23 protein-coding genes are annotated in these 23,431 nt (G+C 41.2%); 8 read left to right on the top strand and 15 right to left on the bottom strand.

The annotated features are described in order from the left end of the window. Positions 1-18: 18 nt before the first annotated feature. The 5 genes from ABS301_RS20985 to ABS301_RS20965 all read right to left on the bottom strand — a co-directional run bounded on the left by ABS301_RS20985 (position 19) and on the right by ABS301_RS20965 (position 4,287). Positions 19-750, bottom strand: a complete 732-nt coding sequence (locus ABS301_RS20985) for an NAD-dependent protein deacylase (RefSeq protein WP_349674062.1) — start codon at positions 748-750, stop codon at positions 19-21. Positions 751-822: 72 nt separating this feature from the next. Next, the gene (locus ABS301_RS20980) at positions 823-1,872 is read right to left on the bottom strand and encodes a GNAT family N-acetyltransferase (RefSeq protein ID WP_349674061.1); all 1,050 of its coding nucleotides are present in this window, start codon (positions 1,870-1,872) and stop codon (positions 823-825) included. Between the two features lie 3 nt (positions 1,873-1,875). Further along, positions 1,876-2,796 carry a DUF2156 domain-containing protein gene (locus tag ABS301_RS20975; RefSeq protein ID WP_349674060.1) on the bottom strand — a complete coding sequence of 307 codons (921 nt, stop codon included), beginning with the start codon at positions 2,794-2,796 and terminating at the stop codon, positions 1,876-1,878. A 24-nt stretch (positions 2,797-2,820) separates the two neighbouring features. Continuing rightward, positions 2,821-3,225, bottom strand: a complete 405-nt coding sequence (locus ABS301_RS20970) for a hypothetical protein (RefSeq protein ID WP_349674059.1) — start codon at positions 3,223-3,225, stop codon at positions 2,821-2,823. Between the two features lie 93 nt (positions 3,226-3,318). Next, on the bottom strand, positions 3,319-4,287 hold the full coding sequence (locus ABS301_RS20965; protein ID WP_349674058.1) for an AraC family transcriptional regulator: 969 nt from the start codon (positions 4,285-4,287) through the stop codon (positions 3,319-3,321). A gap of 187 nt (positions 4,288-4,474) precedes the next feature. On the opposite strand from ABS301_RS20965, the gene ABS301_RS20960 reads away from it, so the two are divergent. Next, positions 4,475-4,717 carry an HPr family phosphocarrier protein gene (locus ABS301_RS20960; protein ID WP_349674057.1) on the top strand — a complete coding sequence of 81 codons (243 nt, stop codon included), beginning with the start codon at positions 4,475-4,477 and terminating at the stop codon, positions 4,715-4,717. Positions 4,718-4,793: 76 nt separating this feature from the next. On the opposite strand, the gene ABS301_RS20955 is transcribed toward ABS301_RS20960, so the two are convergent. The 9 genes from ABS301_RS20955 to dapA all read right to left on the bottom strand — a co-directional run bounded on the left by ABS301_RS20955 (position 4,794) and on the right by dapA (position 16,945). Next, the gene (locus tag ABS301_RS20955) at positions 4,794-6,815 is read right to left on the bottom strand and encodes a methyl-accepting chemotaxis protein (protein ID WP_349674056.1); all 2,022 of its coding nucleotides are present in this window, start codon (positions 6,813-6,815) and stop codon (positions 4,794-4,796) included. Between the two features lie 108 nt (positions 6,816-6,923). Continuing rightward, positions 6,924-8,495 carry a glycoside hydrolase family 43 protein gene (locus tag ABS301_RS20950; RefSeq protein WP_349674055.1) on the bottom strand — a complete coding sequence of 524 codons (1,572 nt, stop codon included), beginning with the start codon at positions 8,493-8,495 and terminating at the stop codon, positions 6,924-6,926. Positions 8,496-8,519: 24 nt separating this feature from the next. Continuing rightward, on the bottom strand, positions 8,520-9,899 hold the full coding sequence (locus tag ABS301_RS20945) for an ABC transporter substrate-binding protein (RefSeq protein ID WP_349674054.1): 1,380 nt from the start codon (positions 9,897-9,899) through the stop codon (positions 8,520-8,522). Positions 9,900-9,927: 28 nt separating this feature from the next. Then, positions 9,928-10,776, bottom strand: a complete 849-nt coding sequence (locus ABS301_RS20940; RefSeq protein WP_349674053.1) for a carbohydrate ABC transporter permease — start codon at positions 10,774-10,776, stop codon at positions 9,928-9,930. A 5-nt stretch (positions 10,777-10,781) separates the two neighbouring features. Next, entirely contained in the window at positions 10,782-11,714 is a 933-nt protein-coding gene (locus tag ABS301_RS20935; RefSeq protein ID WP_502877990.1) for a carbohydrate ABC transporter permease, read from the bottom strand. A gap of 26 nt (positions 11,715-11,740) precedes the next feature. Next, positions 11,741-12,883, bottom strand: a complete 1,143-nt coding sequence (locus ABS301_RS20930) for an enolase C-terminal domain-like protein (protein WP_349674052.1) — start codon at positions 12,881-12,883, stop codon at positions 11,741-11,743. A gap of 195 nt (positions 12,884-13,078) precedes the next feature. Then, a complete protein-coding gene (locus ABS301_RS20925; protein WP_349674051.1) occupies positions 13,079-15,016 on the bottom strand; it encodes a sigma 54-interacting transcriptional regulator in 1,938 nt (645 codons plus the stop codon). Between the two features lie 18 nt (positions 15,017-15,034). Then, on the bottom strand, positions 15,035-15,901 hold the full coding sequence (locus tag ABS301_RS20920; RefSeq protein ID WP_349674050.1) for an MBL fold metallo-hydrolase: 867 nt from the start codon (positions 15,899-15,901) through the stop codon (positions 15,035-15,037). Between the two features lie 153 nt (positions 15,902-16,054). Beyond that, positions 16,055-16,945, bottom strand: a complete 891-nt coding sequence (gene dapA, locus ABS301_RS20915) for a 4-hydroxy-tetrahydrodipicolinate synthase (RefSeq protein ID WP_349674049.1) — start codon at positions 16,943-16,945, stop codon at positions 16,055-16,057. 119 nt (positions 16,946-17,064) lie between these two features. Between dapA and dpsA the strand changes: the two genes are divergently transcribed. The 7 genes from dpsA (at position 17,065) to ABS301_RS20880 (ending at position 22,840) form a co-directional block, all read left to right on the top strand. After that, a complete protein-coding gene (gene dpsA, locus ABS301_RS20910) occupies positions 17,065-17,907 on the top strand; it encodes a dipicolinate synthase subunit DpsA (RefSeq protein WP_349674048.1) in 843 nt (280 codons plus the stop codon). A gap of 15 nt (positions 17,908-17,922) precedes the next feature. Further along, complete coding sequence (locus tag ABS301_RS20905) at positions 17,923-18,501, top strand: dipicolinate synthase subunit B (RefSeq protein ID WP_349674047.1); 579 nt, start codon at positions 17,923-17,925, stop codon at positions 18,499-18,501. A gap of 166 nt (positions 18,502-18,667) precedes the next feature. Continuing rightward, on the top strand, positions 18,668-19,363 hold the full coding sequence (locus ABS301_RS20900) for a response regulator transcription factor (RefSeq protein WP_349674046.1): 696 nt from the start codon (positions 18,668-18,670) through the stop codon (positions 19,361-19,363). A 2-nt stretch (positions 19,364-19,365) separates the two neighbouring features. Further along, a complete protein-coding gene (locus tag ABS301_RS20895; protein WP_349674045.1) occupies positions 19,366-20,292 on the top strand; it encodes a sensor histidine kinase in 927 nt (308 codons plus the stop codon). A gap of 95 nt (positions 20,293-20,387) precedes the next feature. Beyond that, positions 20,388-21,302 (top strand): ABC transporter ATP-binding protein, encoded by a 915-nt coding sequence (locus ABS301_RS20890; protein WP_502877992.1) that lies wholly within the window; start codon positions 20,388-20,390, stop codon positions 21,300-21,302. Next, the gene (locus tag ABS301_RS20885) at positions 21,295-22,068 is read left to right on the top strand and encodes an ABC transporter permease (protein WP_349674043.1); all 774 of its coding nucleotides are present in this window, start codon (positions 21,295-21,297) and stop codon (positions 22,066-22,068) included. The genes ABS301_RS20890 and ABS301_RS20885 overlap by 8 nt, the downstream gene beginning before the upstream one ends. A 16-nt stretch (positions 22,069-22,084) precedes the next feature. After that, on the top strand, positions 22,085-22,840 hold the full coding sequence (locus tag ABS301_RS20880) for an ABC transporter permease (RefSeq protein ID WP_349674042.1): 756 nt from the start codon (positions 22,085-22,087) through the stop codon (positions 22,838-22,840). On the opposite strand, the gene ABS301_RS20875 is transcribed toward ABS301_RS20880, so the two are convergent. Continuing rightward, the gene (locus ABS301_RS20875) at positions 22,831-23,385 is read right to left on the bottom strand and encodes a hypothetical protein (RefSeq protein WP_349674041.1); all 555 of its coding nucleotides are present in this window, start codon (positions 23,383-23,385) and stop codon (positions 22,831-22,833) included. The genes ABS301_RS20880 and ABS301_RS20875 overlap by 10 nt on opposite strands. Positions 23,386-23,431: the final 46 nt, after the last annotated feature.

Genomic DNA, 23,431 nt, shown 5'->3' with positions numbered 1-23,431 from the left:
TTCTTATCCTGAACCGCTTCAGACTCCCACTGCATCATGGAGCACTTCCCCGATGCTGCCGCTGATCACCAGATTGGCTTTCCCATCCATTGGTGTAACGGTTTTGTTAATAAGCACCATTTTGCTGCCTCTGTAATAATCAATCAGTCCGGCCGCCGGATAGACAGTCAGCGAAGTCCCTCCTATGATGAGCAAATCTGCCTGGGAGATGTAAGCGACTGACTTACTTAGCACACCTTCATCCAGACTTTCCTCATATAAGACCACATCCGGTTTAATCACCCCGCTGCATGTACACCTTGGAATCCCGTCCTCCCCCATGGAAGAAAGCATGTCTTCCAATGAAAAAAACTTCATACACCGGGTGCAATGATTTCTCCTGACAGATCCATGAAGCTCCAGCACATTCTTACTCCCTGCTTCCTGATGAAGTCCGTCTATATTCTGAGTAATAACCGCTTTTAATTTTCCCAAATCTTCCAGCTTTGCAAGAGCCAGATGAGCCGGATTGGGTTTTGCGTCCGGAAATAACATCTTATTTTTATAAAAACGGTAAAATTCCTTTGGTTTGGACCGGTAAAAACTGTGACTGATAATAGTCTCCGGGGGATACTCATACTCCTGATGATACAGCCCGTCAACGCCTCTGAAATCGGGAATATTGCTTTCTGTTGATACCCCCGCTCCGCCAAAAAATACAATATTCTGGCTTTCCATGATCCAGTCCTTTAACAGACTTCGTTCATTCATCGACTTATCCCTCCAACATGCAGGGGCGGATTCAGCTGAACCCGCCCGTAACTGATTTTCATAATTAAAAAATCAGGTTATTTCATCGAAAAACACTCCATTTAAAGGTCTTACCCGGTCTGCCATGGTTTGTCGGTTTTCCGGAACCTCAGGCTTTCCATAGCCGAAAAGCCAGGAGGTTAGTTCGCTGATCCCCATAACCAGATGAGGTTTTATCTTATTATTATCTGTTACCGGAGTCATTGAGGAACCATCTTTTGTAAGCTTCCAGCGAAAAACACCGTTGTTTTGACGTATAAAATCATCCTTAACTTCAATAAACAATTCCATTTCACTGACAGGACAATCCTCTTTCAGCCTGATCACGGAGATAAACTGCTCCAGATGAATGATACGCCCCATTACAGCCGGTCTTACATTGCCAACTTCCTTTACATAATCCCCGAGAACAATAAGCTCCCGCTGGTTTTCTGCAAGTTCTCCGTAATAAGCCCATACACCGGCAAGCCGTTCTCTTTCATCTCTGGTGAAAAGAAGAATCATGTCTCCCCTGTCACTTCTTACTTCTCTGCATAAATTCCGGTAATACTCCTCATCTCTGTGAGCGTACACCTCATATTTTTTTTCCAGCTGGCGGCCAACAAACCTGGCGGCCTCCTTGCAGTCATCAGACCGTTCCATAAACGCACGGCTACTTAACCGGGTTCTTCCCTTTTCGTTAAGTACCCGCTTTGGCAGATCACAGATATAGGTAAAATCAAAGGGATGGTAAATAGCAGGATCAACCGGAACCAAAAAGCAAAACTCCATCCGCTCCATATACATATCTGAAAAACAACGGGCAAGCAGTCTTCTCATATAACCCTGATGACGGAAATCCGGATCAGTCGCCACTCCGGCAATATAATCCACCTTCCATATGCGGTCTTTTACCACCACTTCATAGGGATTGCGATGGAGCATCGCAGCAGGCTGACCTCCGCTCCATGCAGTTAAAATCTTATTCTTGTGGACTCTGTCCGAATAATAATAATCCAGAAAGCTCTTGGAATCCTCAGAGAAAACTTTTTCCCATAACGCCCGGCTTTCACTTTTTTCTTCCTGCTTCAAATACCGTACCATAGTTTAGAAACCCTTCTGTACCACTGAGTATTTTCTTGCAAAATCAACGGGATAATAAGACATCTTTGCTTTTCTTAAGCCTTCCATTCCCACATCATCTTCCCGGTTCACCAAAATCAGTTCTTCCGGATATGCATGGGTGATAAACTGCTGGTTAATAAACTGGTAAAGGCCTTTAATATTCGGATCGGCCTTCTCAATATGAATAACAGCCATTTTTTCAAAGTGGTTGTAGCTGCCTATGGTAAATGCCTTTAACATACCGTCTATAAAAACTCCTGCCATTCTTACATTTAAGAAAGAACAGTTTTTTAATATGCTGTGAATTCCCATCACTTCATAATCCAGCTGACGGGTAAACTCTGCAGCCTCTACCTTGTTCTCCCACCACTCATTTAAGAATTCCACCACGCTGTCCCTGTCGGAACAACATAAGGTACGGTACTCATATCTTCCCTCATATTCTTTCAGAAAAGAGTTTAAATGATTCTTCTTTTTGTGAAGCTTCTTTCCGGAAAGTGTCCTTAATGATTGAGCGTCATAGAGATAATCCTTTAAATCTTCTACCTCTTTCACTTCAAACTGATCGGGATCAAGCTTTAGATACTCAATCGCCGCCTCATCTGCCAGAGAGATTCGAAGAGGCTTTTTTAAAACCTCATTAAAGTATTCTTTCATTTCATCAAAATAGTAAGAAAGATCTTCTTCCCTGCACATAGGCATTGCTGTAAAGGGCTGGCCATCCTTTTCCATCAAAAACTGCAATGCTTTATTGTCACTGATTGCGTACTTCACATGGTAGTATTCCCTCCAGATAAAACAATCCAGATATACACTATCACAGGTCTTATTTGGCCGCAGGGCATAAAATGGAGTTATCTTTTCGACATCACTCGCCTCAATTGGCTTAAATTGTAAATTCATAATTATTCCCTTCTATTTTTATCACTAGCTTTTCTTAATAAAATCAGTATTACACTTGGGACAGTGAATTTTTATTTTTCCTTTTCCCCTTGGTACCCTGATTTTTTGTCCGCAGCCTGGACATTTATAAATGTGAAACTTAATGCTCTGCTGCATCCGGAAACGCCATTTGCGAAATGTTTCTACGATAGCAAAACAAAACCGCTCAAATTTTTGATTTTCATCAAATCGTCTCCTGATATTTCTTGAAAACATACGATAGTAGCTTACTAACAGGACTGCAACTGCTATGAGATCCACCCAGGGACTCTTTATAAACAGACCTGCAACAAATAAAATAAATGCCGTGGCTGTTAAAAATTTCCCCAATTTATCAGCGCCATATCTTCCCGTCATAAATCGAATTAATTGATCTCTCATTTGATTCATGCTGTATAATCGCCCCTTTTCTTTGCCTTAACTATAATAACCTATCCAGCCAAAGTCAATGTTATGAGCATATATTTCATAATCTTTTCAGAATTAATCCCTGGACTTATCCCGGTACTGCTTCGGCGTCAGACCATAGCGTTCTTTAAAAATCCGGTGAAAATAACTGCTGTTCTCATAACCGATTTCCTGTATAATTTCTTCCACTGATTTGCTGGATGAAGTAAGGCAGTTAGCTGCCCTGCAAAGTCGGATCAGCTGTAAGCATTCTGTAAAAGTCATCTGATAATACCGCTTAAACAACCGGCTGACATAATAGGTTGGCTGCATGACTTTTAAAGAAAATTCCTCCAGTGTAGCCGAGGTATAGTGATTTTCAAGATACTGATACGCTGTTAGGGCAATCTGCTCTTCATACTGTGTCGTATCATGGGATTCCACCTTATCAGCATCATGAAGCAGTTCCATAATTAACATGGACATGGTCGCCTGATTAATCTCCTGCCTGCACTTTTTTTCCACCATCAGAGACCAGATCATATTCTCCAACAGGTTCCTTGCAGGTAAAATTTCCTGCAGGCGGAAATGGAGATAATCCGCCACCGAATGATTTTCAGATACTGCACCCGCAATAAAATGCCTTAAGATCCCCCCATCCTCTGTAATAAGAGATGGATGAGAGAAAAACTCCGGCTTCAGGAAAAAATGAATTGCTATATCATCTTCCCCTAAAGGCTCTATCGCATGACTGGTACCCTCTCTTAGCAGAAGAAGGTCACTGGTATCCAGTTTAATCCTTTCGGTCTTATTAATAATCTGGACAGCACTGCCACTGTACATATAAACAAGCTCTACATAATTATGACTATGGTCCGGAATTGCTATATAGCGGGGCTGACAGTAAAGCCCAATCATGCTGCCCTCTTCTATAATCAGATCCTTATCCACCACACTGCCATCCAAATTTCTTACATAGTATGTCAAAATTGAAGATGCATCCTTGATAATACCGTTTTTCTCTTCCGATGTCTTCCTCAAAAATTTCAGAAGTTCTTCATTCATATTGTCCTCCAAACGGCAAACCTACTCGCACTTCCCCCGATTAATTATATCACCACTATGACATTATTTGCAAGAAAAGACGGTTTTTATACAAATTTAGACATAGCTTATTTATGAAACTGGTCCTATAATCTAGCTATGTATTAATTTTTGTACAATCAATATAATTTCTAAGAGGTATGACATCATGAAAAAGTATCCAATACGTTTGGCTAACATGGAAGAAGCTGCCGCTTTTGTTAAAGCGACGAATCATTTTGAGGTCGATATGGACATCTGCAAAGGAAGTATTGTTATTGACGCCAAATCTATTTTAGGCATCATGACCATTTGTTCTGATTGCAATCTTGAACTGATCATTTACAATAACAACCATGACGATGTTTTGGAATCGTTATCACCATTTCTGGTAAATCAAAAAACTGCATAACCACTACATAAAAAGCAAGAAGAGGCCTCCAAAAACTAACTATGATCTGTTAGTTTTCGACAGCCTCTTATTTAAATTAATTACGATTTAATTGAAATTCATCAACCAGTTCTTTTAATACTGCAGCCATATCAGACAGCTCTTTGCTGGCAGCTGCACTTTCCTCTGCAGTTGCGGAGTTGGTCTGCACTACTGCTGAGATCTGATCGATACCCACAGTGACCTGACGGATTGCTTCCGACTGCCTGACGGAGGCTTCTGAGATCCGTTCTATCATCTCCGATACGGAACGGGTGCTTACAACTGCCGTTGAAAGAGACTCTGCTGCGTCTTTTACCAGGCCAGAGCCATTCATAACTGACTGAATGGAGTTTTCAATAAGATGTGTAGTATTCTGAGCTGCTTCTGAGCTTTTCGATGCCAGATTGCGGACTTCATCTGCGACTACAGCAAATCCTTTTCCCGCTTCCCCTGCCCTGGCTGCTTCCACAGCCGCATTGAGTGCAAGGATATTGGTCTGAAATGCAATATCTTCAATGGTCTTGATAATCTTGCTGATCTCCCTGGAATTCTCACTAATTTCCTCCATGGCAGTAACCAGAGCCTCCATGTGGCTGCTGCTGGTTTCCAGCTCACCAGTGGCTACAACCGCCTGTTCATTGGCGCTGGTGGAATCCTGGGCGTTCTTATCAATGTTATGTGAGATGTCATTGATGGTGGCCGCCAGCTCTTCTACTGCACTGGCCTGCTCTGTTGCTCCCTGTGCAAGTGCCTGTGAACTTCCGCTTATGTTCTGTGATCCATAGGCTACCTGTTCCGAAGCATTTACAATTCTCTCCATGGTTAACGTTAAGGTACTGCTGATTTTAAGCAGGGCATTCTTAACCTTCTCAAAATTTCCTTTGTAATCATATTCCAGCCGGAACGCCAGATTCTTGTCTGCAATCTGGTTGAGAACCGAAGTGATTTCATCAATATAATTTACATAATCTTTCAGCTGTAATACGGTATTGCCCAATGAAGCAGCGACCATACCAATTTCATCATTATCAAAGTTCTCCATAGCCAGATCCAGTTTACCCTCTGCAATCTGTTCTGCAACATTGGACAGATTTTTAAGGGGGCTAGTCAACCGTCTGGAAATAAGAATAATTAAGAGAACCAGTAGTGCCGATCCCAGTAAAAAGACAGAGACAATTGTGACAGTCACAGCCGTGCGGGAAGCAAGAACTTCTGATCGTGGTATACTGGAGAGTACAAGCCAGCCGGAATTTCCCACCTTATTTACTGCACCGAAATAATTTTCCTTATTCATGGAGTATGTATAGCTACCTGCTGCCTGTCCGGTTATGGCCTGTTTGATATTATCAGATATTTCCACTTCCGAAACGTTCTTCTGAATCATATCATTGTTTGGGTGATAAACGATTTGTCCTCCCTCAGTGGCCAGAACCACGAATCCGCCTGTCCCGATTTTGTAATTACTCATAATGGTAACAAGCTGGGACAGCTTAATATCCAGTCCCATCACACCAAGGGGTTTTCCAGTGCTGCTGTCAAATACGCCGCAAACGGCACTGACAATGACCTGTCCGGTACTGGCATCCACATATGGCTCCGTCAAGATTGGGTGATCCAGTTCCATCGCCCGGTACCAGGGCCTGCTTGAGATATCCCAGCCGTCTTCCGATGTAAAGTTGTCCGACTGGGTTACCTGACTCAAATCCAGATCTGCAACCCATGCAGCGAGAATGTTATCCTTATCCGTTGCCTGTATCTTGTCCAGGGTTTTCTTAATCTCCGGATATCCCTGGCTGTCAGGCATTCTGACTTTTCCAGTCGCATTCTTTAAATACTCTTCCACCTGCTGGCTTGCCGCAGCACTCTTCATCTCAGCCAGATAAAAAGTCAGGAAAGAGTCCACCTGATTTGCCGCCGCTAAGGATGCCGAATTAAGATTTTCCATGGACTGATGTTCCATGCTTTTTCCTACCTGCATAGTAATCAGGAACCCTGACAAAATTAATATTACTATGACTGGAGCAGAAATACCGAAAAGCAGCTTTGTAAATATGCGTTTTTTTCTCTTGTTCATCATAGACATCCTTTCTCCCTCTAAAATTTATACTTTAATATAGCATGGAGAAAATGGGATAGCAAGAAGAAGGGTAATGTATTTATAAACTAAAGTATTTACTTTATTTAATTATTCCGCATAATAATCAAACCAGTCAAAATCAGCAAAATTGCTGCTCTCGGCATGATTAGAAGACGCATACAAACCAATTACTGTTCCAGTATAACCGCCTGCTGTTTCTCTGTTTAACAGACTACCATCCACTTGATTCAAAAGCATGTCTTGTTTTTTTCCATCGAGAGAATAGGAAAAATCAATAGATTGATAATTCATTTGTATATAGAATGTAATTTTATTTTTGTTCCATGGAAGAGAACGAAGAATTTCATCCTGCCCATCAAAACATCTGGTAAGACGCAGCTCTTTTTTGCCGTCAAAGTTACCGTACTCTATTCGTATATGGTATTTATGGTTCATCAGCAAAACCATTCCAGCTGACTCCCCCGGCCTGGCAGGATCAAACTCCATGGCTGCTGCAGCCTTAAAGCACAGGTGCTGCTGGCGGCACCCCACAAAAGAACAAAAGCTTTCCTGTTTTATTGTATTCGGATGAAGATAAAGCCTTAAAAATCCTGACCTCTCTGTCAGACTGTATATGGGGAACCTGGGTGTTCTCAGCATAAGCCATTTATACGGCAGCTCCATGCAGTCAAAGTTCTCCCGCTCCCATTCAGTCTGCCATTTCTGCTCTGGCAAATCCGGCGCAGGATAACAAAACTCAACATGTCCGGTCCCGGGTGAGAAAAGCGGCCATTCTTCCTCCCACTCAACCGGAACAGCAAACGTCTCTCTTCCAAGATTTCCATAATTTCCGCCATCCTGTCTTGTAGCCAAGAGTACTGCCCACCATTCTCCGTTATGCAGTTGAATAAGATCACTATGACCTGGATTTTTAATCGGATAATCATTCCTTAAATTTCTGTGTGTAATTAAAGGATTTCTGGGATCTGCTTCATAAGAGCCTGTAAGCTTTCTGCTGCGGAACATGGTACTGGCATGATTGCGGAACGTACCTCCTTCCGCAATCATCAGATAATACCAGTCTCCGATATGATAAATATGGGGTCCTTCCGGTGCGGCAGCATTCATAAATGCTCCCTGTTTCAGCAAAATAGATCGCTCACCGATTAATTCTCCCCGCTCTAAATTCAGTTCCTGCAGCCAGATATACCTTCCTTTTTCCGGTTCCAGTGGAAATGGTCTTAAGTTTCCCAGATAGTAAGCTTTTTCTCCGTCAAATACGAGAGATGGATCAATTCCCTCCGCTCCCTTTATAACTATGGGTTGGGACCATGGTCCTTCCGGGTTCTCTGACCATACATAGAAATTGACATTCTCGTGGTATAAACTGTTCTTAACGAGTGTACTGATAACATAAAAACGTTGTTTTTCTTCATTATAAAAAATTGATGAGGCATAAATACCCTTGGAAGATGCGACTCCATCCAGATCAAGCTGCTCTGGCCTGGAGAGGACATTACCAATTTGATGCCAATTTACAAAATCGTTTGAGTGAAAGAGAGGGATTCCCGGAAAATACTCAAAGGTAGAGGTCACCAGATAGTAGTCAGATCCTTTTCTGCATACGGAAGGATCGGGATAAAATCCGGGAAGAATTGGATTCTTTAAAATTTTGCTCATAAAACTCTCCCTCTCTTTTTATAATTATTTTGCTGCTTCTAACTGTTTATTAATATCATTAACCAAATATTCTGCTACTCCTGCTGCATCATCCTGTTTATAACTGAGCATCTGCATACCCATATAATAAGTACCGTCTGGATTTTTAAGTGCAGAACGTTCAAATACAGGATCAAACTTAAAAGTAGTCCATTCCATGACCTTTTTATTTGCTATTGCTGCCAGGCTATTGGACAAATCAAGAGATGCAAGACCATTTTTGTTCGCCGGCACTCCTCTGGTATCTCCAAGGATCTTTGCTCCTTCCGGATCACCGAACAGGAACTGGATCAGCGCAGCTGACTCTGCCGGATATTTTGAAGCTTTGGGGATTGCAAATACCATGGAGGCTTTTGTCATGCCGCCTTTATAGTCTCCCATATTAACATAATCTCCTACCTCAAATTCAAATCCAGGGGCTGCCTCCTGATATTTCTTTAAGTTGCTGTCCCAAATATACATACCTGCATAATGCCCGTCAATCCATCGCTGGTTTGTATCCACCAATTCTGAACCATCACCCGCAAGAACCTTCAAAGTAGGAATTACATGCTTTTCTTCCAATAAGCTGATCCATTCCAATCCCTCCTGTACCTCATCCTTGCTGTATTGCAGCTGATAGTTTTCTACCCAGGGTTTTCCGTATTTGCACTGCAAATAATAAACCATCAGTGTCATGCGGTCCAGTTCATTTAATATAATCGGATAGTAGGTGCCATCTTTATAAGCTGCAAAAGCTTCTCCAACAGCATACAGTTCATCTAAATTCTTAGGAATTTGTACCCCCACATCTTTCAGCCTTGTGGTATTCCAGAAGAATACACGCCCCGTATTGCTTGCTGGTAATGCCTGTAAAACTCCATTCGTCGTATAGTAATCCAGATCTGACTTATCATATGCTTTTAAATCAATAATATCTGAAACCTTGTTTAAATCATAAAAAAGGCTTCCGTCCGGCGAATAATTAAATACCCAGTCCATATTCAGCTGAACCACATCTGCTGCTGAGCCTGATTTCAGAGCCAGTGCGACCTTTTCCTCGTGACCCGTAAACGATTCGTATTCTGCTTCTACTTTTATGTTGGGATACTTTGCCTCAAATGCCTTGATTCCCTCCAGTGTTGCCTGATGCCTGCTGTCTCCCCCCCACCAGTTCATACGAAGAGTTATGGGATCAGTCGTATTTACTTTAAGCCCTTCCGCTTCTACAGACTCCGCTGCTCCCTGGCTCGCAGCCTGTGTTTCTGATACGGTTGTCTCCCCCTGTGGTTTACTGTTCTCTGTCGGCATGCAGCCTGCAAGAGATGCTGCTAATAAACCGAATAAAGCAAATACTGTCGTCTGTTTCCAATTGTTTCTCTTCATGTTTCTCCTCCTCCAAAAATTTGTATTTTTAACCTTTTACCCCGCCTGCTGCAATTCCATCTACAAAAGAATTCTGTGCCAAAAAAAACACTGCTAATGACGGGATAATCGCTATCAGCGACATTGCCAGAACCCGATTCCATTCAAATCCCACATCTGCATCCATTGACATACGCAGAAAAATGGAAACCGGATATTTTGCTACTGTATTGACATAAATTAACGGCCCCATAAAGTCATTGGAAGCCCACATAAACTGAAACAAAGCGCATGATACAATGGAAGGCTTCAGCATTGGCACAATTACATACCACAGTGTCTGTAATACATTACAGCCGTCTATTTTCGCTGCCTCTTCCAGTTCTTTTGGAATCCCCCTGAGAAACTGGATCAGCATATATACAAAATAGGTGTCCCCTGCAAATAGCGAGGGAATAATCAGGGGCAGATAAGAATCCAGCCAGCCAATCTGATTAAACAATATGTACTGTGGAACATTGAGCACAACCTGAGGTAAAAATAACGTAGATAATAGTACTGCAAAGGAAAATTTCTTTCCGATAAATTGAAATCTTGCAAAACCATATGCTGTAAAAACTGCTGAAAAAACAGTGACGGCAACTTTGGGAAGAACAAATTTATAAGTGTTCCACATAAAAAACAGAAGCGTCATTCCTTCATAACCCTTAAATCCTCGAACATACCCCTCCACTGTTGGCAATTTTGGAATAAATCCTATACTTGAGAAGATTTCTGCATTGGTTTTAAATGAAGCACCCACCATCCAGATTAATGGATATACCATTACAGTGCCTACTAATATCAGGATCAGGTAACGAAGAAATGTATTAATTCTGTCTCTCTTTTCTCTTGTCATTGTTCCTACCTCCCATCCTCATCGCTGTAATATACCCAGTACTTCTGGCTGACAAAAGCAATAATGGTGAATGTGGTAATAATTAAAAACAGAAGCCAGGCAATGGCGCTTGCCATACCCATTTCATAGCTTTTAAACGCATTATTGTAAACCAGTAATGATACCAGTGTGGTTGACCGCAGAGGACCTCCTCTTGTGATAATAAAGGGGCCGTTAAATTCCTGGAATTTGTGGCAAAGCTGTGTAACAAAGTTATAAAAAATTACCGGTGTGATAAGAGGTACTGTAATATTAAAAAACTGTCTCCATTTTCCAGCTCCATCTATGGAGGCCGCCTCATACAGATCCGCAGACACCCCCTTTAATGCTGCCAGAAAAATAACCATTGGAGAACCAAACTGCCAGATACGCAGAAGCACAATAACTAAAAATGCGCCCCTTGTATCACCCAGCCAGTTAAAAGGTTCCATTCCAAATTTTGCAGATATCATATTGATCAGACCTTCTGTCTTAAAGAGAAATCTCCATAAAACTGCAATGGATACCGAACCTCCTAAAATAGAGGGTATGTAATAGGCAGTTCTAAAAAAATTGACCCCTCTTATTTTAAAGTTCAAAATGTATGCAATAAACAGAGCGAAAGAAAGTTCCAGCGGAACTGTAAAAAACGCATACTTAAAAGTCTGGCCAAAAGCTGTCATAGTCAGCTTATCCTGAAGTATCGCCTTGTAGTTTTCCAGTCCCACGAATGCAGCTGTCCGAAACAGATTGTATTCATGAAAGCTGTATATAAACGATGCCATAAAAGGATAGAATTTAAATATGGCAAAACCGATCCACCAGGGCAGTATAAATAAAAAACCAAAGTTCTTTTTTATAAAATCCCTGGGATTTTTATATCTTGATACCCAGAGATTTCTTCTGTAATTTTTTTCCAAAGTTGTCCCTCCCGCAACGATAGTTGTTATTCTGTATAGAATATTTTTTTGCTCTCCAGCAGCCCGTCCTTTTCCAGTTTTTCAAGATCCATACGCTGAGGATTTCCAGGCAGATCGGGCTGACAGTAAAATCTACCGTTCCTCTCTTCTGGTTGGAACAGGGTATATTTACCAACTGGCTTACTGATCGGCTCATGATATTCGATCATTTCATCCTCACCGTACAGGCATCCGAAAATAGCATTTAAATAAATTCTTCCTCCGGAGGAGAACGTGATTCCCTTATTTCTGGCTAAATCACGAATTTTCAGCATATCATCAATCCGGCTCATCCGTCCTATGGAAGGCTGCAGATGATCCACTCCCTTTTCCGCATATGTTTCATAGGCATAGTAAATTCTCATTGATTCTCCAAATGCCAATGGCATGGAAACTCCCAACTCTTTTAGCTGCTTAATTCCATTCATATCGTGAGCGTGTATCGGTTCTTCGAACCATGCAAGATCGTAAGGCTCCGCCAATTTTGCAAAACGATATGCATCATCAACATTCCATCGCTGATTTGCATCAACTGCAATTCCAATCCTGGAGCCCACAGCTTCCCTAACCTTTCTAAGCCTGCGTATATCACGCTCCATGTCCCTTCCATCACTGCTGCCGACCTTGAATTTTACCGTCTGATACCCTTCCTGCACATACCTGAGCATATCATCTACCAGCTCTTCGTCCTCCAGAAGCAGGGATCCTCCTCCTTTATAGGCAGCTGCCCAGTCTTTCTCTGCTCCAAGAAACCGGTGAAGCGGCTTACCCGCTCTTTGAGCCAGAATATCCAGCATCATTAAATCCAGCTGTCCGACTTCCACCGCCTGACCACTCTGAAATCCGGAATTTCTCATTTTCCAGTAAAGAGTATCTCTCCACTGACTGTATGTTCTTGTCTGTCCATCTAAGATCATAGGAAGAATATTTTTTACAAAGCTTCTTCCTACACATAGATGAGCACACGCCCCTTCTGAATCATAAAGTTCAATACAGCCCTGCTCGGGTGCATATTTTCCCATTCCCCCAGTCCCATCCTTAAAAGGTTTTGGTAATGGAATCGAGTGAAAATTATAATAAACTGCTTTGACAAATTGAATGTTATCCTGAAACTGAAATATATTGTTCATATGCGCCTCCGTTATCACTTGCCTTGAAATTCTTTTCAAGTATAGCCTTATCCCTCCCCCGATACAATTGACACATTAACACAGAAAATGCATGCACAATTTACATTCTGTGCATGCATTTCATATTGCTCAATATTTATTCCAAATGCGGTTAATCCATTGCAAAATCATTTCACTTTGCAAAAGAGTCCAGGGTTATTTTTCACTGATTTCAAATTTTTTTATTTTTCTCCATAATGTGGTTGTGCTGATATTCAGTTCTCTGGCAGTTAAGGTACGATTACCGTTATACTTATTAAGTATTGATTTAATAAGTGTGCGTTCCGGGTTTTCCGCGGTTCCTGCAGGACTCCATTGCTGCAACTTTTCCTCTTCTTCCAATGAAACTGCGTAGATACTGGTATCCCGGTGATAGAGTTCATCAAGTAAGTCCCTGACATATGCCTCTGTAATGGTTCGTTTCCCTACTGTCAGAATCATTCTCTCGCAGAATGCTTCCAGCTGAATACTGTTTCCTTCCCATGGATAATCCAAAAGAACCTGTTTTACGCCAGGAGCCATCACATGATACCGGGAATACTGTTCCATATATTTTCTGGTATACAGATCCAGTAAATACCCCACATCCTCCCGTCTGTCCTTTAAATTGGGGATCTTTAAACGCAGAGATTTCAGGGTAAAATACAAATCAGACCGAAACTTAAATTCACTGCGCAGCTGAGTTAAATTTTTTGCCGTACATGCAATAATCCTTGTATCAATCATCAGCGTATCTTCAATCCGGTTACCTCTGATTAATCGTTTTGTGCGAATCGCACGAATGAGATTATACTGGGCCTGAAGCGTCAGCTTGTCAATACTTTGAATTACAAGTGTCCCGTGATTGGCCTGGGCAAGGGCTCCGGGTTCTTCTTCCGCCTGTCCCTCTCTTTTACTGCCAAACAGAGTTCTTGTCTGCTGATCCTCTGTCAATCCTGCCATGTTAATAACAATAAAGGGTCCATTCTTTCTCATACTATAATTATGAATACCCTGAGTGACCGCTTCTAACTCCGGGCCCGATATCGCCTCAATCAGCATGGGACTGGAAGACTGGGCATATAATTTTGCCAGTTCTACAATTTTATGCATATCTTTCAAATTCTTGCTGATATCATCAAAAGTACCATAAGCTACATATCCTCTTAAATACTGCTCCTTCATAACATCTTTATCGTTCATATCAAGCCGTTTTAAGCGGTTGCAGGAAATAATTGCGCCATCAATACGGGTTCCCACAACAATCGGCTCCATGGAGACGACTATGGACTGGTCGAGCAGCGTTATAAATGTGGAATAGTTTTCCATACGGCCTTCCAGAATCTGATTTAACACTGCTTCTTCAAGATCTTTTAAAAAGCGGGTTACTGGTTTTCCCACACATTGTTCCGAGCTGCACCCCAGTATTTGCTCCATGGCACGATTCATTACCAGAATCTTTCCTGCCACACTGATTTTGATAATGCCATTAAATGCGCTGTCCAGAACCGTTGAAAACTGAGCATAATTGTGCTGTTCAATCTCTGACATATAGTAAAGAGACTCTGCATTTTTAAGCGCCACCCGTATGGCTTCTCCAGTGGAGGACATATAAAGGCCTGGAATTCCCATCTGATATGCCCCATCCAGTGCTGACTGACCTCCGATAATAATGTCCAGCCCATCCTTTCCTGCCTCTTCAATGGTATTTCGCCATTCATTAAAATCTTTTAATATATACCGTTTTAGATCAACATGGTATAACTGGTTGAAGTATGTTGTATCACATAGCATGTCCCCCCAGCCAAAGATTCCGATTTTGGGGCACTCCTTCTCCACAATGCTTTTTGCCCGGATCACCAGAAGTCCCAGTTCTTGTGCTGTCATAACAATTTCAGCTACCGCTACATTGGTATGTCGCCGGATCTCTGCCGCCTGCCTGCCTCTTGCTATGATAATATTTACGCCCTCCGAAATAGCCTTCTGTGCTTCTGTAACCGCCTCCTCCACCCGGATTCTTTTTACTATGGTAACATGATTCTCTTTTTCTTTCAGTATCCCCTTTGCCTGCTCATACATCTCATCGCTTGGCACAAATAATGCAATTCCGGACATCCCAATTCACCAGCTTTCTTACTTTTCTATCAGATCAGTCCCTGCTTCCTCTTCCTCCAGCATGATCTCATACCGATTCTTTACCGTATCCAGATAACGTTTCCATTCAGATGGGTCTATAAATGGATTGGCTTCTTCTGGATTCTGTATCATTAACTGCCGCTTCTCCACAGTACGATTATGGCCCGCGTGATTCCCCAGCATAATGTCAACAGGCTCTTCATATACCCGTTCAATCCCCTCCAGAAATTCTTTCCTGCTCTGTTTTCTGTCATAACGCTCTATAAAGGTTCTGCATAGAGTATTAAGTCCTGCTCCGCCGTGCATACCTGCAGTCAGACGGACACCATTTTCCTCCGTTTCAAAAAAGAATGAAATAACTCCATCCGAATGTCCGGGAGTAGAAACGATCCGGATTCTGGTATTACCAAGGGTAATAATATCACCGTCTTTCATAATCAAATCAGGCTCAAAGGGCCTGAAATAGCTACAGCCACAGTCGCATGCCAATACCAGCTCAGGTCTTTCATGAAACATGAATGCATCGCCCTCTCCCAGACAGGTTCGCGCCCCGGAAAGTTCTTTTAGTAAAGCGGTTCCTCCAATATGATCAAAGTGACCATGGGTATGAATGATATAACGGATATCTTTTGGATTAAACCCCAATTCCCAAATTGACTCAATCAGCATGGCCACGGTAGTTGGATAGGTAGTATCAACAAGTATCAACCCATCCCCTGTATCAATTAAATGAGAGCCCACACTTTTATTTCCTGTATAATACAGGTTTCCGTATATCCGAAAAGGTTCCACACGGTATTTTTCGGGATACAGATAGAAATCTTCTCTGGATTTTACATTAAATTCATATTTAGACACCTGCATTTATTCACCTCCGATAAAATTTTCTTTTATTATCTTACAGAGAAATCCAATTTGCAACTCTATTCGCGATTCTTTGTCGTATAGTTTTAATTAAAACAAAAGAAACGCTTCATAGACTTTGTAGTTATGAAGCGCTTCTTTCATTTATCAAGTTTAAAAATGGCTAAAGTAAGATTCCATGACCTCTTTCAATTTTTCTTTGTCGGTTTCTTTTAACGGAACCAGAGGCAGCCGGTATTTTTCTTCACACAGTCCCAGTACAGATAAAGCCGCTTTCACCGGTACAGGGTTTACATCCATAAACATAGCATTCATAATGCGTAATAACTCTAACTGCATATCTCTGCTCTTTTTCACCTGTCCTTCAAAAAACAGTTGACACATGGTATGCATTTCCTGGGGCATAATGTTAGCCAGGACCGAAATCACGCCCTTCCCCCCAAGAGACATAATCGGTACAGTCTGATCATCATTTCCCGAATAGAGATCCAGCCGGTCTCCGCACAGAGCCGCAACTTTTGCAATATGGGAAATATTTCCACCAGCCTCCTTCACAGCTCTTATATTGGGATGCTCCGAAAGCTTTAAATAAGTTTCAGGCTCAATATTAACCCCTGTACGCGTGGGAACATTGTACAAAATAATCGGAATGTCCACGCGGTCCGCTATGGTATTAAAATGCTCCACCAGTCCATGCTGGGAGGTCTTGTTATAGTACGGTGTGACCAGCAAAAGTGCTGATGCTCCAAGTGATTGTGCCTTTCTGGAAAGCCTTACTGATTTTGACGTAGAATTGCTTCCCGTCCCCATAATCACGGGAACCCTGTGATTTACATAATGCACCACAAATTCCAGCAGTTCTGTCTTTTCCTTCTCTTCCAGCGTTGAGGATTCTCCTGTCGTTCCGTTTACCACAATTGCATCTGTACCATTTTCCAGCTGAAATTTCAACAGCCGCTCCATAGCCACAAGGTCCAAATTCCCATGTTGATCCATGGGCGTAACAATGGCTGTAGCAGAGCCTTTAAAAATCCCATCATTCATAGACATTCATTCCTAAAAAATAGGTTCATACTAACAGAAATATGACAAACATTCCCAGATGGTACCATACACAAATCATTTTTTTTATCATATAAACCAGTATAAGGAGTGATGACCGTATGCATAAATTTCTTCTATTAGGCGGCGACTCAAGACAGCTTTATTTAAGCCGCATTTTAACTGAAAACGGCTTTTTTACTGTTCTTCATTCTGACGGAGACGAACCTGACTTCTCACTGAAGGAAGCCATGGAAACCTGCAATATCATTCTCTGTCCTATTCCGTTTACCAAGGATAAAATCAGCCTGTTTTCTGCCCATGAAATGAACGACCTTGGAATTGGCAATCTCTTAAGCCATCTTACCTCCGACCATATCCTGTTTGGAGGCAATATTCCGGCATATGTGAAAGAATATGCCAGAAAAAATGAAATTGGCTGCTTCGACTATATGGATATGGAAGATGTCACCATAAAAAACACTATTGCAACTGCAGAAGGCGCCATTGCAGAGGCCATACGGTTAAGCCCGGGCTGTCTCCATCAGAGCAAATGCCTGATCACCGGGTTCGGAAGATGTGCCAAAACCCTGGCACTTAAGCTAAAAGGCCTCGACCTTACAATTACCATAGCAGGAAGAAAAGCAAACCAGCTGGCTCTTGCATCAGCCATGGGTTTTGAAACCATTTTATTAAGTGATTTAGAAAAAGAAATAGGCAGATATGATTATATCTTCAACACCATACCAGCACTGGTCATTGATGAGAAACTTGTCTCTCTGGCCTCCCGGCAGGCAACTATTATCGATATTGCCTCCGCCCCGGGTGGCGTGGACTTTGAAGCCTGCAGGCAGCAGGGAATCCGTGCAAAGCTTAGCCTTGGCCTCCCTGGAATCTATGCTCCCGAAACCTCGGCGAAAATTCTGTATGAAGCAATTCTCACCTGTTTATCTCAAACTGTTTAGGCAAAGGAGTGCATTATGAAACTGGAAGGAAAAAAAGTAGGCCTGGCAATTACCGGGTCCTTTTGTACTTTTGACAAAATAGAAGAAGAAATAAAAGTTCTAGCAGATGAAGGGGCAGATATCTATCCCATTTTCTCTTCCAACGTCCAGACCACAGATTCCCGGTTTGGCAGTACCAAAGAATATATGGAACGAATTACTGAAATAGCAGGAAATAAGCCAATACTCCGTCTGGAAGAAGCAGAGCCCATTGGGCCAAAAGGATATTTAGACATCCTTCTGATTGCTCCCTGCACCGGCAATACACTGGCAAAGCTGGCAAACGGAATTACCGACTCACCAGTTCTTATGGCTGCAAAAGCACATTTAAGAAATGAGAAACCTCTGGTTATCTCTCTTTCTACCAATGATGCTCTTGGAATGAATTTTAAAAATATCGGCATACTCTACAATACAAAAAATATTTATTTTGTGCCTTTTGGCCAGGATAGTCCCGTGAAAAAGCCGAATTCCATGATTGCCCGAACCGAACTAATTAGTAAGACACTGGAATATGCACTGGATGGCAGGCAGATTCAGCCAGTGATTATTTAAAGAGACAATTATAAATTCAATGTGTTTCCAACACGACCTCCCCCATTTCCATCGGGGGAGGTTTTCGGATATATTCAGTCAACTCTCTTGAATTTATCTGCACATCCGTTTACACTGAAAGCAAAATGGATCTATCTGATAAAACATTGGTTTAAGGGGGAGAAACTTGGATTGCCAAATATTAATAATAGACGATGATAAAGATTTATGTGTTTTAATCAAACAATGCACTGCAAAAGAAGGAATACGTGCAGATTATTGTCACTCAGGCTTAAACGGCCTGGAAATGCTGGATAAAAAGAAATACCATCTTATTCTACTGGATGTGATGATGCCTGGAATGAATGGATTTCAGACCTTGGATAAAATACGCAATAAAAGCAATATTCCTATCCTTATGCTGACTGCGAAAGATGACTCCACCTCAAAGATATATGGTCTTCGTTCCGGTGCTGACGATTATCTGGCAAAACCCTTCAATATGGAGGAATTAATTGCCCGGATTATCTCACTGGTTCGCAGATACACCCGATTCAATGAAATACAGGACAGATCCCAGCCGCTCATATATGTGGGAATGAGTATTGATTTTGACAACAGAAATGTTACAACTCAAAATGGTACCTTTGAACTGCCCCCTAAGGAATTTGATCTTCTGCTTTACTGTGCCAGGAACCAGGGCAGGATTTTAACAAAACAGCAGATTTATGAAGCGGTATGGAAAGAAGCGTATGTTTATGATGACAGCAATATCATGGCAATTATCAGCCGCCTCCGTAAAAAGATAGAACCCGATCCAGGTACTCCCTTTTACATTCAGACTATTAAAGGAATTGGCTATCGTTTTAATAAGGAGGTATAAAAATGGTTGTGATACTTCTTTTAAGCATCCTTCTGTGTATATCACTTTCTTTTGCAATTTTCTGTTATTCCAAGTTACTTGCAGTCAGGAAGCAATTAAAAGAAATAACAGCAGCATTATCAGATATTCAGGGCGGAAATGGTAACCGCAAAATTCTGGCTGTCCATAATGATCTAACCGCTGAGCTTTCCTATCAGCTAAATGAAATTGTATATGGGTATGAAGAACAGATCTATCAGCTCAAGGCAGCAGATGAAGCAAACCGGCAGCTTATGACCAGCTTGTCCCATGATATAAGAACTCCTTTAACCACTCTGATCGGATATTTAGATGCCATAAAAAAAGGAATTGCCGGTCCTGAAGAACAGGCAGACTATGTGGAAACAGCCCGATTGAAAGCACATAATCTTAAGGACTATATTGACCAGTTATTTGACTGCTTTAAGTTAAACTCCGGCGAATTTACTTTGTCTGCAGAAGAGATTGAGCTGGCAGAACTGACACGTAATATTTTAAAGAACTGGATACCTGTCTTTGAAGAGAATCAGCTTCAATATGAAATAGAGATACCAGAACAACCTGTTTTTATTAATGCTGACCCTGACGGTTACCAGCGGGTTATCAATAATCTGATCCAAAATGTAATCAGCCACAGCCATGCAGACAAAATAACATTTCAAATGTACCTAAAAGAGGCGGCTGTTATCATTTGTATTCTGGACAACGGAATCGGAATTGCTCCGGCTGACTTACATCATATTTTTGATCGTTTATACAAATGTGATAAGGGACGTTCTGACAAAGGCAGTGGTCTTGGATTGTTCATCGTCAGACAACTGACAGAAAAAATGAATGGGATCATAGATGTGCAGAGTGAACCAGGCATTTATAGTGAGTTTATCATTCATTTTCCGGCTGTTGAACCATAATTGCAAGATTAATGCAAGGTTCCGGCAAGGTTCATGCAAGGTTCTGGGTTTAGAATGGTTTCAATGAGAAAAGGAGGTAATCTGATTTGGGTGATATGATCATTGAGACAATCAATCTTACAAAACAGTATGGTGAGCAGAAAAGTGTTAATAACTTAAATCTCCAGGTGAGGCAGGGGCGTATATATGGTTTATTAGGGCGGAACGGAGCTGGTAAGACTACAACGATGAAACTCCTTCTAAATCTGACAAATCCTACTTTCGGAGAAATACGCATATTTGGAAAGAATATAAAAAAGGATGCTAAAAATATTTTGCCCCGAATCGGAAGTCTGATAGAATCACCTGGCTTTTATCCGAATCTGACTGGTACCGAAAACCTGAAAATTTTCGCATTGCTGAGGGGCACTCCCACCCGCAATGCAATACAAAATTCTTTGGAGACAGTAGGATTGCCTTATGGTGATAAAAAGCTGTTCTCACAATACTCACTAGGCATGAAACAGCGTCTTGCCATTGCTCTGGCAATTATGCATGATCCGGAGCTCCTGATCTTAGACGAACCGGTAAACGGGCTTGACCCCATCGGAATTGCCGAAATGCGTTCTTTTATCCGTGAGCTAAGCAGCATGAAAAAGAAAACAATCCTTATCTCCAGCCATATTTTATCAGAGATATCGTTACTTGCAGATGACATCGGAATTATAGATCATGGTGTTTTGCTGGAACAGGAAAGTCTTGTTAATCTGGAAGAAAAAAACGGAAGGTATCTGCATTTTATCATTTCAGATCCTTCTCAGGCTGCCAGAATTCTGGAAAAAAACTTTAACACAAAAAACTTTACTGTAGAACAAGGTAACAGCCTTCGAATCTATGAGGATCATCTGCCTGCTGCTTTATTAAATCGTACATTTGTAGAAAATGGATTGGAGGTTTCAGAAGCACGCACCTGCGAAGACAGCCTGGAAGACTACTTCAGGAGAATAACGGGAGGTGAAGGAATTGGCTAATTTATTATATGCAGAGTTGTTAAAATTTAAAAGAAAGCGGCTTTTACCATTTGGTATCCTGTCTGCGTTTATATTCCCCATTTTTAACGCAATGCTTTTATCTGATTCAGATTTTGCAGATATCCAATCCGGAGTCAGGGAAGACAATGCATTTTTAATTCTAATGCCTTTACTCATTCTTTTAGCAATTAACTTGTTTTTTACAGAACAGGATAATAATACACTTAAAAATCTGCTTTGTATTCCCGTATCAAAAAAGAAACTGGTAGTTGTAAAGCTTCTGGTATTACTGATATTTTCAATTGCATTTCAAATCACAGGTTTTTTCGTCAGTACCTTATTTGTTGTTTCACAAAACATATCGGTTACCAAACCGCTTTTCCAATTCTGTCTAACTGCATCAACCGGCTTATTAATGTGGTCTGCTTCTCTACCATGCATTGTCCTGGTTGTCTGGTTTAACAAGAATTATATTCTGTCTGTTATTATGGTCTTCTTCTACACTCTGATCAATTACGCCATGCATTTTAGTGACCTGATTATGATGCGTCCGCTTGGATTGAATGCCGGAACGCTAATGCCAGTACCTATTATTTTCCGATGGCTCTATCAGTTCTACACACCAGCCGGAGTGATACAGACCACATTTTATCAACGCCTCAGTAACTACTTTGTTTCTACACCTATATGCTTTTCTGTGGTTCTACTTGAAGCCATGATTTGCATTATTTGTATCACACAAATCTATGACAAAAGAGAATATTAAGAGAGGAGAATTGTAAATGATTAGCATAATAAAAGCGGAATTTATTAAATTAAAACGTTTACATATCTTACTTATTGGTATGATTGGCATGACCTTTCCATCCTTACTTTCTGTAATTACACAGAATGTCACCATTCCAGAAAATCAGATTAGAAATTTTGATTTTACCACCCTTTTCAATCATACTGTATGGAATAGCACTACTATATTTATGCCTGTAATTTTCACCCTCATCGGAGGTTATCTCATTAACCGGGAATACAAAGATGATACATTAAAATATCTTTTTACAATCCCAATCAGCTTTCCCCGGTTGATATATGGAAAGCTGATTGCAATGGGTATAATAAGTATTTTATTAGGCTATTACAGTTATTTTATAACACTAATCGTGGGTTTCGTAACTGGTTTAACAGTACCCGATCTCACCGTCTTATTAAAAAGCTTTGAGCAAATGACTGTCCTCTCTCTCTGTACCTATATTTCAGTTCTTCCCATTATTGTTTTTACCGGTAGAAAACCAGATGCCTTCATGGGTGGGGTTGTTGTATCTTTTCTTTTTGGTTACTTCTCTATGTTTATAAAAAATGCCACACTACGCAGTATATACCCCATATTATCAGGACTCACCATAATTCGATTTGATACAAACCAGTACATGAACACATCTGGATCAGGTAGTTTTGCTATTTCACTTATTACTATGGCCATCTTGCTTCTGTTAACGTATCTGCTTATTATAATGTCTTATTCTGGAAACGCTCACACATGATCCTGCGCACATTTCCGGAATCCTTCTGCAAAAATACGATTTTTATAATCCCCCATACCACTGGTGTCCTCGATGTTATAACTCATGAGGTAGTGGGTTCTTGATGTTCCATAAATGATAAATCCATGCTCCCCATAGAGTTCTGCAAAAGGAGCTGACTGGTAGACCGTTAGTAAAACAGGTTTTTTAGTCCCATCGGACAACTGAGTAATAAAATCAAGAAAATCATCTAATAGTTTCTTTACACGACCGGGCTCAGACAATGTTACAGAGACATCTGTTATCTGGTCCGGCCGTTCCTTATATGTTAAGAACCCTGTGATTATCCCATTTAACCTGACGCTCCAGAAACAGGCATCTTTTCTGGATCTGTGAAACAGGTCTTCAGCAATAATCATTTGTATCTCTTCAACCCATCCACCATAATACCGATCTACAAATGGTTTTAAAAACTCTTTTCTTATTTTAATATACTGTTCCAGGTCCTCTTCGGCAACTGGTTCTATTGTATACCCTTCGCCAATCAGATCTTCAGATAATGTCATGCTTCCTCCTTACCAGCTACGGTCTGGATTCCTTCTATTTCTACCA

The sequence above is a fragment of the Lacrimispora sp. genome (assembly GCF_031982545.1).
Classification (GTDB): Bacteria; Bacillota; Clostridia; order Lachnospirales; family Lachnospiraceae; genus Lacrimispora.
Note: the sequence above shows the minus strand (reverse complement) of the source record. Positions and strands in the feature narration are given on the sequence as shown.